General features: G+C 71.0%; 16 protein-coding genes. 6 read left to right on the top strand and 10 right to left on the bottom strand.

What is annotated here, in order from left to right; genetic code table 11:
• Nucleotides 1-62 precede the first annotated feature (62 nt).
• From K8612_RS01335 to K8612_RS01325, 3 genes are read left to right on the top strand one after another with little or no spacing between them, the layout of a single operon-like run.
• Nucleotides 63-4,664: a hypothetical protein gene (locus K8612_RS01335; RefSeq protein ID WP_223760997.1), complete on the top strand. Its 4,602-nt coding sequence runs from the start codon at nucleotides 63-65 to the stop codon at nucleotides 4,662-4,664.
• Between the two features lie 35 nt (nucleotides 4,665-4,699).
• The gene (locus K8612_RS01330) at nucleotides 4,700-5,893 is read left to right on the top strand and encodes a GNAT family N-acetyltransferase (protein WP_223760996.1); all 1,194 of its coding nucleotides are present in this window, start codon (nucleotides 4,700-4,702) and stop codon (nucleotides 5,891-5,893) included.
• A complete protein-coding gene (locus tag K8612_RS01325) occupies nucleotides 5,875-6,312 on the top strand; it encodes a serine O-acetyltransferase (RefSeq protein WP_223740031.1) in 438 nt (145 codons plus the stop codon). Before K8612_RS01330 ends, K8612_RS01325 begins: the two co-directional genes overlap by 19 nt.
• A 7-nt stretch (nucleotides 6,313-6,319) precedes the next feature.
• On the opposite strand, the gene K8612_RS01320 is transcribed toward K8612_RS01325, so the two are convergent.
• From K8612_RS01320 to K8612_RS01275, 10 genes are all read right to left on the bottom strand, one after another.
• Nucleotides 6,320-7,132, bottom strand: a complete 813-nt coding sequence (locus K8612_RS01320; RefSeq protein WP_255671293.1) for a F0F1 ATP synthase subunit gamma — start codon at nucleotides 7,130-7,132, stop codon at nucleotides 6,320-6,322.
• 26 nt (nucleotides 7,133-7,158) lie between these two features.
• Nucleotides 7,159-8,652 carry a F0F1 ATP synthase subunit alpha gene (locus K8612_RS01315; RefSeq protein ID WP_223760994.1) on the bottom strand — a complete coding sequence of 498 codons (1,494 nt, stop codon included), beginning with the start codon at nucleotides 8,650-8,652 and terminating at the stop codon, nucleotides 7,159-7,161.
• Entirely contained in the window at nucleotides 8,645-9,379 is a 735-nt protein-coding gene (locus K8612_RS01310) for a hypothetical protein (RefSeq protein WP_223760993.1), read from the bottom strand. Before K8612_RS01310 ends, K8612_RS01315 begins: the two co-directional genes overlap by 8 nt.
• 6 nt (nucleotides 9,380-9,385) lie before the next feature.
• On the bottom strand, nucleotides 9,386-9,646 hold the full coding sequence (gene atpE, locus K8612_RS01305; RefSeq protein WP_121782414.1) for an ATP synthase F0 subunit C: 261 nt from the start codon (nucleotides 9,644-9,646) through the stop codon (nucleotides 9,386-9,388).
• A 2-nt stretch (nucleotides 9,647-9,648) separates the two neighbouring features.
• Entirely contained in the window at nucleotides 9,649-10,323 is a 675-nt protein-coding gene (atpB, locus tag K8612_RS01300) for a F0F1 ATP synthase subunit A (protein WP_223760992.1), read from the bottom strand.
• Nucleotides 10,320-10,553, bottom strand: coding sequence for a hypothetical protein (locus K8612_RS01295; protein ID WP_223760991.1), 234 nt, complete (start codon nucleotides 10,551-10,553; stop codon nucleotides 10,320-10,322). Before K8612_RS01295 ends, atpB begins: the two co-directional genes overlap by 4 nt.
• Complete coding sequence (locus K8612_RS01290) at nucleotides 10,550-10,840, bottom strand: AtpZ/AtpI family protein (RefSeq protein ID WP_223760990.1); 291 nt, start codon at nucleotides 10,838-10,840, stop codon at nucleotides 10,550-10,552. Before K8612_RS01290 ends, K8612_RS01295 begins: the two co-directional genes overlap by 4 nt.
• The gene (locus tag K8612_RS01285; protein ID WP_223760989.1) at nucleotides 10,833-11,252 is read right to left on the bottom strand and encodes a hypothetical protein; all 420 of its coding nucleotides are present in this window, start codon (nucleotides 11,250-11,252) and stop codon (nucleotides 10,833-10,835) included. Before K8612_RS01285 ends, K8612_RS01290 begins: the two co-directional genes overlap by 8 nt.
• A complete protein-coding gene (gene atpD, locus K8612_RS01280; RefSeq protein ID WP_223760988.1) occupies nucleotides 11,245-12,633 on the bottom strand; it encodes a F0F1 ATP synthase subunit beta in 1,389 nt (462 codons plus the stop codon). Before atpD ends, K8612_RS01285 begins: the two co-directional genes overlap by 8 nt.
• A 225-nt stretch (nucleotides 12,634-12,858) precedes the next feature.
• Nucleotides 12,859-13,917 carry a triacylglycerol lipase gene (locus tag K8612_RS01275; RefSeq protein ID WP_223740032.1) on the bottom strand — a complete coding sequence of 353 codons (1,059 nt, stop codon included), beginning with the start codon at nucleotides 13,915-13,917 and terminating at the stop codon, nucleotides 12,859-12,861.
• 341 nt (nucleotides 13,918-14,258) lie between these two features.
• Here K8612_RS01275 and K8612_RS01270 point away from each other — a divergent pair, with 341 nt between their 5' ends.
• From K8612_RS01270 to K8612_RS01260, 3 genes are read left to right on the top strand one after another with little or no spacing between them, the layout of a single operon-like run.
• On the top strand, nucleotides 14,259-15,611 hold the full coding sequence (locus K8612_RS01270) for a DUF3696 domain-containing protein (RefSeq protein WP_223760987.1): 1,353 nt from the start codon (nucleotides 14,259-14,261) through the stop codon (nucleotides 15,609-15,611).
• Nucleotides 15,608-16,135 (top strand): hypothetical protein, encoded by a 528-nt coding sequence (locus K8612_RS01265; RefSeq protein ID WP_223760986.1) that lies wholly within the window; start codon nucleotides 15,608-15,610, stop codon nucleotides 16,133-16,135. The genes K8612_RS01270 and K8612_RS01265 overlap by 4 nt, the downstream gene beginning before the upstream one ends.
• The gene (locus K8612_RS01260) at nucleotides 16,135-16,815 is read left to right on the top strand and encodes an RNA ligase family protein (protein WP_223760985.1); all 681 of its coding nucleotides are present in this window, start codon (nucleotides 16,135-16,137) and stop codon (nucleotides 16,813-16,815) included. Before K8612_RS01265 ends, K8612_RS01260 begins: the two co-directional genes overlap by 1 nt.
• Nucleotides 16,816-16,822 lie beyond the last annotated feature (7 nt).

Genomic DNA, 16,822 nt, shown 5'->3' with positions numbered 1-16,822 from the left:
GGAGGGGGGAGCTGTCGTGATCCGAACGCGGGCCTGGGGGGACCGGGCAGGTTTCTCAAGCAATGAATAGCTCTGGCCGCGACATGCACCTGGCGAACGAACCTCTCGAGTCCCAACTGCTGGAAGCCCTGCCGCCGCTGCACCGCCGCGTGCGCGGGGCCCTGGTCGAAGCCCTGGCCCAGCGTCTGGTGGAATCGTGCCCTCGCCCCGCTGGACTGGACGGGCTGGCCCCGTGGCTGGGCGTGGCCCTGGAGGCCCTGGAGACGGAGCTGGCCGCGGTCCACGCGGAGATCGTCCAGTTCACCCGCCAGCACAACGAGGCACAGGACGACGCCGCCCGCCGCCAGGTGCTGGTGGAGCACATCAAAGCCACGGTGAAGGACCGCAAGGACCGCAAGGAGGACCTGCGCGCCCTGGACCGGTGGATGGGCTTCGACGCCCTGCGCGAGCGGCTGGAGAAGCGACGCCACAAGCTGCTGATCGAAGAAGAGACGGCGCTGCGCGCGCTGACAGGAGTGCTGGGCACGGCCCACGCGCAGGAGCTGCAACCCGCCGCCGTGCCGCTGGCGAGGCAGCTCCTGGACCGCGCCGTGGACGCGCCCCGGGCGCAGAACCGCTTCGCCGCGCTGGAGGCCTTCCGGCAGCTCGCGCGGACGGTGCCGGGCGTCGCCGCGTCGCTGCCCGAAGTGGGCCCCACGCTGACGAGCCTCGCGGGCCAGGAGGACGTGAGCCCGTTCTTCCAGGCGGAGGCCCTGCGCGCGCTGCTCACGGTGGACGCGCTCACGGGCCTGGCCCTGCTGCGCCAGCGGCTGCGCGCGAAGGCCCCGTCGGAGAAGGACTTCCTCTTCCGCCGCCAGGTGCTGGAGCAGTGCGCGCCGCTCTTGTCGGAAGAGCACCGCATGCCGCTGCTCACCGAGGTCGCGCACCACGACCCGAGCGAGTACGTGCGCATGGGCCTGTGCGCCCTCATCGCGCAGCGCCCGGACGGACAGCCGCTGCTGCGCCGTCTGGCGGGCCTGGAGCAGGTGCCGGCCGTCGCGGGACAGCCGCTGTCGGAGCCGAGCCCGCGCGTGCGCACCGCCGCCGTGCTGGCCGCGGTGGACGCGGCGCTCGCGGCCCCGAAGGTGAAGGGCCCTGCCCTCCAGGTGCTGGTGGACGTGCTCGGCCGTGACACCGCGCCACTCGTGCTGCGCGTGTCGTGCGAGCGCGCCGCCGCGCTGGCGGAGTCGCTGGGCGCCGCCGGCCTGGGCCCCGCGCACGCGGCGCTGCTGGACGCGGTGGAATCGCTGACGACGCAGCCGGGCGCCACCGGGCCGGTGGTGGAGGCCGCGGCCGCGGCGGCGCAGGTGCTGCGCCGGGTGAAGGACCCCGTGCGCCAGGCGTGGACGGCGTTCCTCGCGGGCCGCGTCTCCAAGCTCCGGCCGGGCAGCCGCACGCGCATCCCGCTCCAGCCCGCGCCGGAGAACCTGCCGCCGATGCCGGAGGGCCCCGCGTGGCTGGGCGCCATCCTCGCGGACCTGTCGCAGGACGGGCATGGCCTGTACGCGGAGCGCACGGACAAGACGCTGACGCTGTGGCACGGCGACCGGCAGGAGCGCCGCCTGTGGCGCGTGTGGCACGAGCTGGGCCGCCCCGCGCCGAACAAGCGCCAGGCGTTCCTGCACACCACCGGCCGCGTGATGTCCGGCACGCTGCGCGCGCACCCGGGCCACCTGGACGAAATCACGGAGACGCTGGTCCCCGGCGAGCGCGTCCACGTGGCGAGCCAGGGCAGTTGGGGCCGGCACCTGCCCACGGTGGATGACCTGCTGGACCTGCCGCTGTCGAAGGACGGCAAGGTCCACCTGTTCAGCAGCCACGGCGAGACGGTGCTGGTGCCGCCCGCCTCGCGCCTGCGCCGGCTGACGAACCGGCTGAAGGTGTCCAAGGACTACCGGCGGCTCGCGTCGCTGCGGCTGGACTCGCTGGGAGGCGAGGAGCCCCGCGAGCGCCGCCGCTTCGTGGAGCAGGTGGAGCGCGAGCTGGGCGTCCAGGTGCGCTTCACGCCGTACGGTCAGCACAAGCAGGTCCCCGCTCCGCTCGCCACGCTCTTCCACGAGCCGGAGCCCGCGCCGAAGCCGGCGTCCACGCTGCACACGCCCGCGCTGCTGGGCCTGCAGAGCGGGTTCCTGGCGCTCCTCACCGAGCGCATCATGGAGAACGAGGGCTACTTCCTCGGCATGGGGGGCAACGGCATCGCGGCGCTGGGCCTCTTCACCGCGGCGCTCTTCTCCATCTTCCTGGGCGACACGTACGTGAAGCGCCAGAACGTGCGGAAGTCCCGGGAGAAGATCCCGCTCGTCATCGGCGGCTGGGGCACGCGCGGCAAGTCCGGCACGGAGCGCCTGAAGGCGGCGCTCTTCTCCGGCATGGGCTTCGAGGTGTTCGCGAAGACGACGGGCTCGGAGGCGATGTTCGTGCACAGCGCCCCGGGCGCCGGGCCGTCCGAGTTCTTCATCTTCCGCCCCTACGACAAGGCCACCATCTGGGAGCAGAAGGACATGGTGGAGCTGGGCGCGCGCCTGGGCACGGAGGTGTTCCTCTGGGAGTGCATGGCGCTGCAGCCCAACTTCGTCGAGCTGCTCCAGAACGACTGGATGAAGGACGACTTCGCCACGCTGACCAACGCCTATCCGGACCATGAGGACATCCAGGGCCCCGCGGGCATCAACGTCGCGTCCGTCATCACCAACTTCATGCCCAACGGCGGCCGGGTGGTGACGACGGAGGACCACTTCCTCCCCCTCTTCAAGCAGGCGGCGAAGGAGAAGGACACCACGCTGCTGCACAGCGCGTGGTGGGAGGCAGAGCTGATCCCGGAGGAGTTCCTCGCCCTGTTCCCCTACCGCGAGCACCCGCGCAACATGGCGCTGGTGGCGACGCTGGCGGAGCAGCTCGGCGTGTCGAGGCCGTACGCGCTGGCGCTGATGGCCGAGCACGTGCAGCCCGAGATTGGCGTGCTGAAGGTCTTCCCGGCGGCGAAGGTGCGCGGGCGGCAGCTCCAGTTCATCAACGGGCACTCGGCGAACGAGCGCACGGGCTTCATGAACAACTGGATCCGCACGGGCCTGGGGGACGTGGCCCCGGACGCGAACCCGGAGCGCGCGGTCATCACGGTCATCAACAACCGCTGGGACCGCGTGTCGCGCTCGGAGGTGTTCGCGCGCATCATGGTGGAGGACGCGCCCGCGGACCGGCACGTGCTCATCGGCACGAACCTGGAGGGCCTCCAGAAGTACGTGCGTGACGCGTTGGACCGGCACCTGTCGAGCACGGAGGTCGTCGCCGCGGAGGAGGTGGCGAGCCCCGAGGGACAGGCCCGCGCGGAGGCGCGGCTCGCGAAGGAGCTGGCGAAGCTGAAGGTGCCGCGTCCCACGACGGCCACGTTCCTGGACCGGCTGGAGCGGTACGCGGCCGGCGCCGGGCTCCATGCGACGCCCACGCTGGCCCTGACGGCGGCGGTGGAGAAGGCGCTGGAGGGCGGAGACGACGAGGTGGGCGTGGAGAAGGTGCGCCGCGCGCTGGAGCGCGAGGTGGGCCCGCTCATCGACGAGGCGCTGTCTCCGGCGACGCGCGTGCAACCGCAGCCCCTGCCGGAGGTGCTCACGGCCGCGACGAAGGACGAGGTGCGCGAGCACGCGCTGTACCTGCTGGCGCGCATGGCGGTGCACGCGCGGCTGAAGGCGCTCCTGCCCCGGGGCGAGGCGGACGCGCAGGGCCGCGTGAAGGCGTTCCACGCGAAGTTCCGCGACGCGTACCGGGCCATGATGCTGGAGCAGTTGGTGCCGGTGTCCGACTCGCAGGCGACGGGCGACCAGGTGGTGGACGCGTGCGCCCGCGCGGTTGCGCCCGGGATGCAGGTGAGCATCATGGGCGCGCAGAACATCAAGGGCACGGGCCTGGACTGGGTGTACCGCTGGATGGCGCTGGACCGGGTGACGACGGCGCTGAAGGCGCTGGAGGGCACGTCGGTGGAGGCGCGGCGGCGGGCGCTGGAGTCGCTGGAGACGTTCGACGACTCGGGCTTCGTCGACGCGGGCCTGGCGCGCACGGTGCTGCCGGGGCTCGTCGGCAAGGCCGCGTCGCCGGACGAAGCGGACCGGCTGCGCAAGCTGGCGGAGCGCGCGAGGGCTCGGCATGAGCTGAAGCTTTCGGCGCTGACGCACACCGCGGCGGGCGGGGCCACGCAGGTGGTGGTGCGCAAGCTGGAGAAGGTCTTCGACTACCTGGACAGCGTGACGCGCCGCCGGTTGAGCGAGATGTTGCTGGAGGACCTGGAGACGGGCCGCGTGTCGCATGCGCGCGCGGCGGTGGAGACGCGCAAGCTGTACGAGCGCCAGAAGGGCGGCTGGCTCTTCCGCGGCCTCAAGAAGCAGCCGAAGCTGGCGCCGGTGGTGGAGGCGCCCACGCCCGCCATGCCGGCCCCCGCGGAGGTGGTGTTCAAGACGACGGTGGAGCGCCCCGGCGCCAAGGTCCCGGTGCAGGTGCATCACGTCCCCCTGGACACCAACGCGCTGGCGAAGCTCGACGGACCCGTGCTGCTGCGTGACGAGCCGCTGAAGAAACAGGGACCGGACGTGCTGGGCCCAGAAGCGGCGGATGACGCAGGCGAGCCGCTGTCCTGAGTCCCCCCGAGCGAGACACCCGAGGAGCGATGTTCATGGAGGAGAGCCCCATCACGGACGCGATGCTCGGGGAGCGCGTCCCTTCCCTCCCCCGCCTCGGCGCGGTGGAGCCCCTGCCGCGCGGGCGCGTGGAGCCCCTGTGCGTGGAGGAGGTCCGGAGTCTCGCGGCCTTCGCTGCATTGGAGGTGGAGTGGAACGCGCTGGTGAAGCGCGCGGACGACCAGGTGTTCCACCGGCACGAGTTCGTGCGCTGCTGGGTGGCGAGCTTCGCGCCCGGCGCGGCCCTGCGCATCCTCACGGCGAGGAACGCGCTGGGCATGCTGGTGGCGGTGCTGGCGCTCCAGGAGGAGCAGGGCCACCAGTACGGCGTGCCGGTGCGGCAGTTGTCGTCGCTGACGAACAAGCACTCGTGCCGCTTCGACCTGGTGGCGGACGAGCCCCGGCGCGCCGCGGTGGCCTTCCTGTCGCATCTGCTGGGTGACCCGAGCTGGGAGGTGCTCCGGCTGTCGGACGTGCCGGAGGGCGGCGCGGCCTGGGAGCTGCTCCAGGCGGCGAGGGGCGCGGGGATGCCCTGCGGCGCGTGGCCGAGCGCGCGCTCGCCCTACCTGATGTTGCCCTCCACGGTGGCGGCGTGGACGAAGGGCCGGAGCAACGCGAAGCCGCTGCGGCGAAGGCGCAGGCGCCTGGAGGAGAAGGGCCGCGTGGAGGTGGAGCGCGTGTCCGGCGTGGAGGGCCTGGACGGGAAGCTGGAGGAGGCCTTCGCGCTGGAGCGGAGCGGCTGGAAGGCGCGGGAGGGCACGGCCATCGCGCAGGCGCGGCACCGCCGGGACTTCTACACGGGGCTCGCGCGCACGGCGGCGGAGCGCGGCTGGCTGGGGCTGTATTTCCTGAGGCTGGACTCGCGCCCCATCGCGTTCCAGTACGGGCTGGAATACGCCGGCCGCTATCTGGCGATGAAGCCGGGCTACGACGAGTCGTTGGCGGAGGTCAGCCCGGGGCACCTGCTGACGGAGGAGCTGATCCAGGACTGCATTGGAAGGGGACTGGGAGAGCTGGACCTGTTGGGGGACGACGCCCCCTACAAGCGCGAGTGGACGAAGCAGGTCCGGCAACACCACTGGTTGTTCATCTACCGGGACACCTGGATGGGACAGACCTTGCACCGGTCCAAGTTCCGCTGGGCGCCGGTGGCGAAAAGGATGGTGGGCAGATGGGTCCGACGGCGCTGACGTTCTACCGGGCCGCGAAGCGGCTCCAGGCGCTCCCGAGGCTCGCGAGCGTGGTGGCCACGGTGGGCGACCGCATCCACAACAGCCACGTGGACCGGAAGGCCACGCTGCACCCCTCGGTGGAGCTGGGCTACGGAGGCATCGGCGTCATCATCGCGCCGGGCGTGGAGATTGGAGAGAAGAGCTTCATCTCCCAGAACGTGAGCCTGGAGCCCCTGCCCGGCGTCGTCGGCGTGCCGCGCGTGGGCCGCGACGTCTTCATCGGCGTGGGGGCGCAGGTGCTGGGCCCGGTGGTGATTGGCGACGGCGCGAAGATTGGCGCCAACGCCATCGTGATGGAGGACGTGGCGCCGGGAGCCACCGTGGCGGGGATTCCCGCGCGCGAGCTGAAACGGCAGGCGCCGCCCACGGGGACGTGAGCCCGCTTCAAGCTCCGTCCGGGTGCGTGGCCTCCGCCGCTCGCGCGCGCGCCCCCGCGGCGATCTCCATCACCTCCTGGGTGCTGGCCTCGCGCCGGGTGGCCGCGAGGCGGCGGCGCAAGCGGGTCGCCTGTTCATCGAGCCACCTCTCCGCGGACTGCGTCGCGAACAGCCGTGCGCCGTGCTCCGAGGCGAGCGCGTCCAGCAACAGGTCATGGAGCGTGATGTAGAGGAACTCCCGGGTCGCGGCGAAGGCGAAGGCGTCCTGGCCCACGTAGCGCACGCCGTTCGTCGCCTCCGCGGCGCTCCCCTCGAAAGGCAGGAGGCGGGTGCTCACCGGCCGCACGAGGCCCACGCCCTCGAAGCGGCTCGAGACGATGTCGAAGCTCGCCAGCCGGTCCACCGCGTAGCGCCCCAGCACGTCCTCCGCGAGGGAGAGCAGGAGCGTCGTGATGCCGGCGACGCGGGTGGGTGCCGTGTACGCCCGCTCGACCGCCACGCCCCTCCGGTGGAGCAACGACACGGCGCGGTGCCCGACACAGAGGGTGGGCCCGCGCCCCAGCACCGCGCGCCGCGCCGTGGCCTCGGCGGCCACCTGGGCGTTGTAGCTGCCGCAGAGGCCCAGCTCGGCGCCGATGACGAGCAGCCCCGCGCCTCCGGGGCCTCCCGTGAACGGAGCCGCGACCCCTCGCAGCAGATGCTCGACGCCGCGCTGGTAGGCACGCGCGGGCTCCACCGCCCTGCGCGCTTCCCGGAAGTGATGGGCGGAGAGGCTCTTCATCGCGCGCACCGCCTCCCCAAGCGCTTCGAGGGACTGCAAGCGCCGCCGTCCTTCGACCTCGCTCCTCACGGCGCCTTCTCCTGCTCCCTCGGGAAGAAGGACCTCAGACGCGCCTTCCAGTCTCCAGCCTGGGCGTGTCCCGCGTTGGCGGCCTCCACGACCTCCGGCGCTTCCACGCGGGCGTGCTCGGCCGCGGCCCATACGGCCGCCTCGGCCCGGGCGGGCGGCAGCGCATCCAGCCAGCCCTCGGTCAGGGCGGTGAGCGCGATGACCTGATCCGCCACCGTCCGGACGGTGAAGCGCTGCTGCCGGAGGAACTCCCGGAGGATGAACCCCCGCGTCACGGCCGTGCGCGTCGCGGGGTCCACGTCGAGGCCGACGCGCGTCAGCGCCTCGAGCGCCTCGAACCGGGACGCGACGATGCGCAGGTTGCGCGCGGCCGCGCGGAGCGGGTCGGGCTGCGCCGCGCCTCCGACGCGCGACACGCTCCGGCCCAGGTCGATGGCCGGACGCTGGTTGCGCTCGAAGAGCGCCGTGTCCAGGTAGAGCTGCCCGTCCGTGATGGAGATGAGGTTCGTGGGGATGTACGCGGAGATGTCGCTGTCGGTGGTCTCCACGATGGGGAAGGCGGTGAGGGAGCCGCCGCCCAGCGCCTCCGTCAGCGCGGTCGCCCGTTCGAGCAGTTGGGCATGGATGTAGAAGATGTCCCCGGGGAAGGCCTCGCGGCCCGGGGGCCTGCCCAGGAGCAGTGCCAGCTCACGGTAGGCATCCGCGTGCTTCGTCAGGTCGTCGAAGACGACGAGCGCGCCCTCCCCTTCGTCGCGGAAGAACTCGGCGGCCGTGGCGCCGGCGTAGGGCGCGAGGTACTGGAGTCCCGGAGGGTCACCCGCGTCCGCCGCGATCACCACCGTCCCCGAGAGCACCCCGCGCTTCTCGAGATGCTCACGCACGCTCTGGACGCGGGAGCTGGCCTGTCCAACGGCGACGTAGACGCACGGGGCGTGGGCCGCGACCTGGGCCGCGACGATGTCCAGCGCGAGCGCCGTCTTGCCGACGTTCCGGTCCCCGACGATGAGCTGCCGCTGTCCCCTGCCAATGGGGATGGCCGAGTCGATGGCCATCACCCCCGTCAGCAGCGGCGCGTGCACCGGGGCGCGCGCCGTGAGCTCCGGCGCGGCGAGGAAGACGGGCCGGGGCCGTCCCCTCGGCGCGGGCCGGTCATCCAGGGGACGCCCCAGCGGGTCGACGACCCGTCCCAGCAGCTCGCGTCCCACGGGCAGCGCGGGCAGCCGCCCCAGGGCGTGCGCGCCATCACCGGGGCGCACCCGCGAGGCACCATCCAGGAGCACGACGCCCACGTGCGCGGGCGCCAGCTCGTAGGCCATGCCGAGCGCTCCCGAGTCGAAGGTCACCAGCTCCTCCGCGCCGCAGTCCGGCAGCCCCACCACCCGCGCCACGCCGTCCCCGGCCTCGACGACCGCCCCGCGAAGCTGGACGGCCCTCCTCAACCCGAGGTCCCCCGCCTGGGCCAGGCGCCGCGTCAGCGCCGCGTCAGCCATCCTGTCCTCCCGCGCCCGCCCGTGCGCCGTCCATCGAACGCTTCACGGCGAGGGCCGCCTGCCGGGCCACGGAGAGCGCGGTGGCGTCGACCTGCCCGGCCGGCGTCGTCACCCGCACCCCGGCCCCCAGCTCACCGACGACGCGAGCCTTCAGCCCGTCCCCCAGCACGCCCGCGAGCAGCGCACGAGCCTCCGCGTCGAGAGGCCGTGCGCACTCCACCAGCGCGGCGCCGCGGGCCTCCGCCGGCACCGAGTCCAGCTCGGCGCGCGCGGCCCGGATGAGCGCGAGGTCGAGCGACGGGCCATCGAGCGCGCCCAGGAGCGAGCGGACGGACTCGGCCGTGATGCGCCCCACCGTCTCCGACAGCTCCGCCGCCTGGGACTCGCGCCAGGCCGACAGCTCCTGCGCCAACCGCTGCCTGTCGGCGGCCTGGGTCACCCGCGCCGCCTCGATGACGCGTGCCGCCTCCTGCCGGGCCGAGGCGAGGAGTTCCCTGCGCCGCGCGTCGCCCTCGCGTCCTGCCGCGTCCCGTGCCTCGCGAGACGCGCGCGCCAGCGCCTCCGCCTCCTCCCGCAGACGCCGGGCCTCCTCCTCCGTCCGGGCGTGCCGCTCGCGCTCGGCGTCGAGCGCGCGCCGCACCGGCTTGAAGAGGAGCCACCCCAACGCCACGGCGAGCAGCAGGAAGTTCACCGTCTCGAAGAGGAAGTTGGCGAGCGAGGGCGACAAGGCACGTCACCTCGCGGCCACGAAGGGATTGGCGAAGAGCAGCACCAGCGCGATGACGAGACAGAAGATGGCGGTGGACTCCACCATCGCCAGGGCCACGAACTCGTTGCGGGTGATGGCGCCCGCCTCGTCGGGCTGCCGGGCCAGGGCCTCCATGCTGGCGGCGCCGATGCGGCTCTCTCCATACGCGGCCCCCACAGCCCCCAGCGCCATCGTCAGCCCCGCCGTGATGATGGACCCCAGCGCCAGGACCGTATGCTCGTTCATGCTCAGCCTCCCTCGCCGATGCGGATCGCGGCGCCCACATAGACGCTCGTGAGAATCGTGAAGATGTAGGCCTGGAGCAGGCCGATCAGCAGGTCGAGCGCCATGAGCGGCACCGGCACCAGGAGCCCGACGAGCGCGACGATGAGCGCCACGATGAGGTGCCCGCTCATCATGTTGCCGAAGAGGCGCAGCGCGAGCGCCAGCGTCCGTGACAGCTCGCTGATGAGCTGCAGCGGGAAGAGCAGCGGATTGGGCTGGAAGTAGTGCTTCACGTAGCCCAGCGCTCCGCGGGCACGGATGCCCGCGACCGGCACCGCGAGGAACACCACCACGGCCAGGGCGCTCGTCGCGGCGAGGTTGGCCGTGGGGGCCTGGATGCCGGGGAGCTGGCCCAGGAGGGCCGCGCCGGAGATGAACAGGAAGAGGCTGCCCGCGAAGACCTCCAGCCCGGGAGAGCGGCGGCCCACGGCCTCGGTGACCAGGTCCTGGAGGAACCTGAACGTCAGCCTCCCCGCGGCGGCCCACCGGCCGGAGGGCTTTCGCACGACGGCCCAGCCCAAGGAGGCACCGAGCGCGACGAGCAACAAGCTGGTCACCGCGCTGGTCACCATGGTGCGCGTGACGGGCACGGGGCCGAGCCAGAAGAGCACCTGCTCTGAGAAGACCGGCGCGTTCATCGGAGCCTCCGGTGCGCCCGCGTCCCCGCCACGGCGAAGCCGGTGAGCCACCCCGCGGCCCCGGCGACCAGGTGGCCGGCGAGGGCCGACAGCAAGAGGACCCCACCGACGAGCACGAGGCGCAGCAGCGTCAACGCGGGCTGGGGATGGGTGCCCACCGTGCGCGCGAGCAGTCCGGCTTGCACCGCGCCGACCAGGGCCCCCAGGAGCGCGAAGAACCAGCCGTTCATGTCCGCGTCTCCCTCACGGTCCGATACGCCATGAGACTTCCCGCGAGGGTGCCCAGCGTCAGCAGCAGCAGCGTGAGGTGCACGCCCGTGCCGAACCGGACGTCGAGATACCGGCCGAGGAGCGCGCCTCCCGTGGCCAGGAGGACGATGGGCCACCCGACGCTCCCGATGAGCGCGAGCGCCCGCCAGGACCACCCGCCGGACTGCCGCCGCTGGAAACGGAGGAGCTCCTTGCGCGTGCGTTCGCGGGCATCCCCACGCCGGGAGGATGACGGGCGCTCAGCCATGAGGCCCCCTCGCGCGAGGCACCGGCCCCTGGTACCGGAGCTCGCGCACGATGCGCTGCTCGAGCTCGCCCATGCGCCGCCGCGCGACGACCTCGCTGTCTGGAGAATGGACGACGCGGTCGAGCGCCGCGAGCACGTCCTCGCCGCGCGCGCCCACCGCGGCGAACGGCGTGTAGAGGGTGGCCGTGTCCCGGCCTGCGTCGAGGAGTCCTCCGGCCGTGGCCGCGAAGCGCAGGCCCTCCTCGCGCCGCAGGAGGCAGAGCCCCGCCTCGGCCACGGAGACGAAGGGCTCCTCCGCCGGCCGCAGGCCCACCTGTCCGGAGCCGGTGGGGACGCGTGCCGCGAGGACCGGCTCGTCCACGACGCACGCGTCCGGCGTCCAGATGACGAAGCGCAGGGAGTGCTCAGGCATGGAGCACCTCCGGGAGCGCGCCCCTCATGAACAGGCGGTCCTCGGGCAGCGCGTCACACCGTCCATCGAGGATGGCGGCGACGCCCTCCACGGTCTCCGACATGGAGACCCGCTGTCCGTGCATCCCGGTGAAGCTCTCGGTGACGAAGAAGGGCTGCGTGAGGAAGTTGCGCAGCCGCTTCGCCCGGCCCACGAGGAGCCGGTCATCGGGTGACAGCTCGTCGATGCCGAGCATGGAGATGATGTCGCGGAGCTCCGCGTACCGGGCCAGCAGCCGCCGCGCGTCCTCGGCGACGTCGTAATGGCGCGAGCCCACGAAGCCGGCGTCGAGCGCCTTGGACGACGACGTCAACGGATCCACCGCCGGGTAGTAGCCCTCCGCGGCCACGTCCCGCGACAGGACGAGCGCGCTGTCGATGTGCCAGAACGCGTGCGCCACGGCAGGGTCGCCGTAGTCATCCGCCGGCACGTACACCGCCTGGACGGAGAGCATGTCCGCGCGCCGGGTCGCGGTGATGCGCTCCTCGATGGCGGCCACGTCGTCCGCCAGCGTGGGTTGGTAGCCCACGCGAGAGGGGAGCCGGCCGAGCAGTCCGCTCACCTCCATCCCGGCCTGGACGTGGCGGTAGAGGTTGTCGACCACCAGCATCACGTCCTGGCCCAGGTCGTCGCGGAAGTACTCGGCGATGGAGAGCGCGGCCTCGCCCACCATGAACCGGGCCCCGGGCGTCTCCTTCATCTGGCCGAACACGAGCGACGTGCGCGCGAAGACGCCTCTTCGCTCCATCTCCCGCCACAGCTCGAGCCCTTCGCGTGAGCGCTCACCGATACCGGCGAAGACGGCGACCCCTTTGAAGCCGGCGACGGCGTTGTGGATGAACTCCGTCAGGACGACGGTCTTGCCCACGCCAGCGCCGCCGAAGACAGCGGCCCGCCCTCCCCGGACGAAGGGACAGAACAGGTCGATGACCTTGATTCCCGTCTCGTACACCTCCGTCCAGGGCCGCCGCGCTCCGGGGGGCGGAGGCGGGCGGTGCACCGGGCGCCAGGTCTCCGCGCTCACGGGGCCGCCGCCATCGAGCGGTCGCCCGCGCAGGTCGACGACGCGGCCGAGCAGCGCCCGTCCCACCGGCACCCGCAGGGGAAGTCCGTCCCCCTCGACCTCCGCGCCTCGACGGAGTCCTCGCGTCTCGTCGAGTGCGATGGCCGTCAGACGCGAAGCGCCGACATGGGCATGGACGACGGCGGAGACCTCCCCCTGGGGGCCTGCACACGAGAGCGCCGCGCCCACGACGGGCAGCACGCCCTCGACGTCGACCTCCAGGACGGTGCCGCGAATCGAGGCGACGCGCCCTCGGATGACGGCCTCCTCGCGCGTCAAGGCGGGCCTCCCGCGTCGAGGGACACGGCCGACCCACAGCCGCGCGCCCGGAGGCAGGCGCGGCCGGACATCGCCGCCCATATGCCTGGCCTTCCCGTCCGCATCCCGTGCTCCCGTGCACACCCTTCATGGGTTTATGCACGGCGGGTGCATCCGCAAACGCACCGGATGCGAGGACAGCGGCTCGGGCGCCGGGCCGCTCGCGGCAGCCGGAGCCGTGAGGGCTCAGCCGCCCTTGGGCATCTTCAGCGCCATCGCGACCAGCGAGAGGGTGAGGTCCTCGGGCTGGTAGGGCTTGAAGGGGTTGAGCGTCGTGCCGGTGGAGTCCAGGTGATCCAGGCCGGACAGGGTCACGGACTTGGAGCCGGGGATGAACGCGTCCTGCGGGAGCACCAGGCCGTCGGACTTCACGCCGTAGCGCTGCTGCATGTACTCCTCCATGGCGAACAGCGGCGACGTGGGGTTCGCGGTGGTGGAGGCCATGCACACGGCGGGGATGCCCGGCGGCATCGGGTGCTTCGCGAGGAACGCCTTGCGCGAGTCGTACGTCAGGTCCTCACCGGCCTGGATGCTGCCGCCGAGCGCCTCGACCGCGCCGCCCACGCCGTAGCGCACGAGCGGGTTGTCCAGCAGGTCCTGCGCCATGGGCGAGCCGCCGTAGGGCGACTGGATGGTGACCAGGGCGCGCACGTGCTCCTGGAGCTCCGGGTACATGGACAGCGCCGCGGCGGAGTCCAGGCCGCCCTTGCTGTGGCCGATGAGCACCACCTGCTTGCCGTTCTTGGAGGCCTCGAGCACGGCCTGACGGACGATGGCGGCGTTGTGCTCCACGCCCATGTCCGTGTCCACGGGCACGCGGCCGACCTGGAGGCCCTGGGCCTCGAGCGCGTCCAGGTTCTTGTCGAAGTAGATCTGCTTGGGCGCGGCTTCGGAGAGCAGACCGCCCACGGCCAGGAACACGCAGTCCTTGGCCTCGGGGGGCATCACGTTCTGGCCCGCGCGCACGGCCTGGTTGAGCTTCATGAACTCCGCGGTGGAGTCCTTCGCGGGCGGATACGCCTTCTGGATCCAGCCGATCTTGTCCGCCTCGCCCTTGCCGGGCCAGGGGATGGGAAGGCGCAGGGCATTGACCTGCTGCGACCCCGCAGGAGTAACGGAAGAGAAGCTGTCCCCCTTCACGATGGCGTTGAAGCCCTGCGCGCCCTTGGCCCGGGCAGGGACTTCCGCGGCGACCCGCGTCTGCGAGGACGGCGTGAGGCTGGAGGGGCGCGTGACCTGGACCATGAGGGGACCTCGGAAGGGGGAGCCGAGTTTGAGCAGCAGGGAGGCTTGCCTACATTGTCGGCAACTGGCGCCGGGAGTTGCGTCCCCGTTCCAAGTCCGTGAGAAGCCGAGACTCCGAGCACGTGGCGCGGTGCGGCGTAGAGGAAGGCCGCTTCACTCTCGATGAGCCGCCAACCTCATCCACATGCAGGCTCCGGCTCACTCCGGTGGTGGATGGCGCCGAGTGCGGCAGCGCTCGAACGGAGTTCGCACCGCACCCGCGCTGTGTCTCATGGGCTCGGATGGACGCATCCAGGCTCCGCACGAAACCGAAGAAACAGGGGTGAGGTAGAACCGGCGGCATGTTCAAGAAGCTCCACATCCAGAACTTCAAGGCGTGGAAGGACACTGGCGACATCCAGCTCGCCCCGCTCACGATGTTCTTCGGAACCAATAGCTCGGGGAAGACGAGCCTCCAGCAATTCCTTCTCCTGCTACAGCAGACAGCACAGTCGCGAGACCGGAAGCGGGTGCTGCACCTGGGCGACGAGAGCACTCCCGTCGATATGGGGACCTTTCCGGAAATGCTCTTCCGCCAGGATCCTGCCGCGCTTCTCCGCTTCAACATGGAGTGGGGCATGAGGGTGCCGGAGGAGGGAGTGCCGGACGCGATATCTTTCGGGGCTTTGATTGGCCAAGAAGACGCACAGTCCACCAGGGTCGAGGTGAAGCAGTTCATCTACCGGCTGCCGACACCCCAGTCCACGCAGGGCATCGGCATGGCCAGGCGCGCTCATGGACCAGGGTACGAATTGCTTCTGGAGAACGTTGAGTTCAACCGCGAAGGAGCTGCCAGGGAGGCGCTATCAGCCCCCATTCACTTCTACGGCTTCCCGCATGAAGCCGAAGCCCGCTACAAGTTCCTCGGCGACCTCGACAGCCTTGCGCTCGAACTCGAAGACCAACTGGACGCCATACAGTATCTGGGCCCCCTGCGAGTGCCGCCTCGAAGAACCTATCTCTGGTCCGGTGAGGCCCCCGAGAACGTAGGCGAGGACGGCCGCCTCACGGTTGCCGCGCTTCTCGCTTCGAGTGAGCGGTCAATCCAGGTGGAGGAACACCCTGGCCGGCCTCTTGCGCAATTGATCGCAGAGAGGCTGGTCCGCATGGGACTGCTGGACTCCTTCGAGGTCCGGCCCATCGCGCCCTATCGGAAAGAGTACGAAGTCTTTGTTCGCACTCCTGGCAGCCCGATGGCGGTTCGTCTTCCGGACGTTGGGTTCGGCGTGTCCCAGGTCATGCCTGTCTTGCTTCAATGTTTCTATACCGAGCCCGGCTCCACACTGCTCTTCGAGCAGCCCGAACTCCACCTTCATCCCAAGGCACAGTCGGAGCTCGCGGATGTCTTCATCGACGCGATTCACGCCAGTGAGGATGGGCAGCCTCGAAACATCCAACTGATCATCGAGAGCCACTCCGAGCACCTCTTGCGCCGGATCCAGCGGCGTATCGCGGAAGGGAAACTCCGGCCGGAGGAGACAGCCATCTACTTCTGCGCACCTGGCCCCGAGGGCTCGCGCATCGAGAAGCTGAAGCTTGACGAGTACGGGAACATCATCAACTGGCCGAAGGACTTCTTCGGCGACGACATGGGAGACCTCGTCGCGATGACCGAGGCGGCGATGAAGCGCCAGCAGGAGCAGCCCCCCCAATGAACGCGCCCCCTGCGCTATTCGTCATCGACACCAATGTGCCGCTCACCGCCAACAACAATGAGAAGACGGTCAGCCCCGCGTGTGTTCAGGCCTGTGTCCAGGAGATCCACGCGGTGATCCAGAGCGGACGCATCGTTCTTGATGACAACTGGCGCATCATCAACGAGTACAAACACAAGCTCTCTCCCACGGGCCAGCCAGGCGTGGGAGACCGCTTCCTCAAGTGGGTCCTGACCCATCACGCCAATCCGGCTCGCTGCGTCCGGGTCTCGCTGACGCCACGCCAGGAAGATCCCCGCGACTTCGAGGAGTTTCCCCGTGACCCGGCGCTCGCCGGCTTCGATCCGTCGGACCGCAAGTTCGTCGCGGCGAGCTGCGCCCACGAGGAGCGACCGCCCATCCTCCAGGCAACGGACAGTAAATGGTGGGGACTGCGGAGAGAGTTTGAGCGCTGCGGGGTCCGCGTCCGCTTTCTGTGCCCCAAGGACATCCAGGAACTCCACGAGCGCAAGGGTGGGGAGTGATGACTGACGACTTCTTCAAGTTCCCCCACACCCCGCACCTCGCCTGGCTCTCCGCCAGACCGGTACGCCATGACAAGGTGCTCTCTCCACCTGAGGCACGCGAGTTCCTCGATGGCGAAGTCCTCATCGAGGAAAAGGTAGACGGGGCGAACCTTGGCATCTCCGTAGGCCCCGAAGGCGAGCTGCGAGCCCAGAACCGCGGCGCCTACCTCGGTCCCCGAGCAGCCCCCCAGTTCCAACCGCTGTGGCCCTGGCTGGAGACCCGGCGCCAGCAGCTCGTCGAGACGCTGGGCCAACACCTGATGCTCTTTGGCGAATGGTGCTTCGCGGTCCACAGCGTGCACTACGACGCCCTACCCGACTGGTTCCTCGCCTTCGACGTCTACGACAAGCGGGCCGGACGCTTCTGGTCCTCCTCAAGACGCGACGCCCTCGTGGCCTCGCTCGGCCTCGCTGCCGTCCCTACCGTCGCGCGCGGGCGTCTCACGGCGGACGAGGTGGTGAACCTGCTCGGCCCCTCAAGCCTCACCCATGCGCCCATGGAGGGCGTCTACCTCCGGCGTGATGAGGGTGACTTCCTCCTCGCGCGCGCGAAAGTCGTTCGTCCCGAGTTCGTCCAGGCCATCGAGGAGCACTGGTCCTCGCGCCCATTGGAGCGAAACACCGTGGCTCCGCGATGACGCGATG

The sequence above is a fragment of the Corallococcus sp. AS-1-6 genome (assembly GCF_020037015.1).
In the GTDB taxonomy this organism is placed as follows: domain Bacteria; phylum Myxococcota; class Myxococcia; order Myxococcales; family Myxococcaceae; genus Corallococcus.
This window is presented reverse-complemented; position numbering and strand designations above follow the sequence as displayed.

Bases quoted from the DNA above. Each gene is read 5' to 3' on its own strand.
- K8612_RS01335 (WP_223760997.1), top strand. From the start codon at position 63: ATGAATAGCTCTGGCCGCGACATGCACCTGGCGAACGAACCTCTCGAG.
- K8612_RS01330 (WP_223760996.1), top strand. From the start codon at position 4,700: ATGGAGGAGAGCCCCATCACGGACGCGATGCTCGGGGAGCGCGTCCCT.
- K8612_RS01325 (WP_223740031.1), top strand. From the start codon at position 5,875: ATGGGTCCGACGGCGCTGACGTTCTACCGGGCCGCGAAGCGGCTCCAG.
- K8612_RS01315 (WP_223760994.1), bottom strand. From the start codon at position 8,652: ATGGCTGACGCGGCGCTGACGCGGCGCCTGGCCCAGGCGGGGGACCTC.
- atpE (WP_121782414.1), bottom strand. From the start codon at position 9,646: ATGAACGAGCATACGGTCCTGGCGCTGGGGTCCATCATCACGGCGGGG.
- atpB (WP_223760992.1), bottom strand. From the start codon at position 10,323: ATGAACGCGCCGGTCTTCTCAGAGCAGGTGCTCTTCTGGCTCGGCCCC.
- K8612_RS01295 (WP_223760991.1), bottom strand. From the start codon at position 10,553: ATGAACGGCTGGTTCTTCGCGCTCCTGGGGGCCCTGGTCGGCGCGGTG.
- K8612_RS01290 (WP_223760990.1), bottom strand. From the start codon at position 10,840: ATGGCTGAGCGCCCGTCATCCTCCCGGCGTGGGGATGCCCGCGAACGC.
- K8612_RS01285 (WP_223760989.1), bottom strand. From the start codon at position 11,252: ATGCCTGAGCACTCCCTGCGCTTCGTCATCTGGACGCCGGACGCGTGC.
- K8612_RS01275 (WP_223740032.1), bottom strand. From the start codon at position 13,917: ATGGTCCAGGTCACGCGCCCCTCCAGCCTCACGCCGTCCTCGCAGACG.
- K8612_RS01270 (WP_223760987.1), top strand. From the start codon at position 14,259: ATGTTCAAGAAGCTCCACATCCAGAACTTCAAGGCGTGGAAGGACACT.
- K8612_RS01265 (WP_223760986.1), top strand. From the start codon at position 15,608: ATGAACGCGCCCCCTGCGCTATTCGTCATCGACACCAATGTGCCGCTC.
- K8612_RS01260 (WP_223760985.1), top strand. From the start codon at position 16,135: ATGACTGACGACTTCTTCAAGTTCCCCCACACCCCGCACCTCGCCTGG.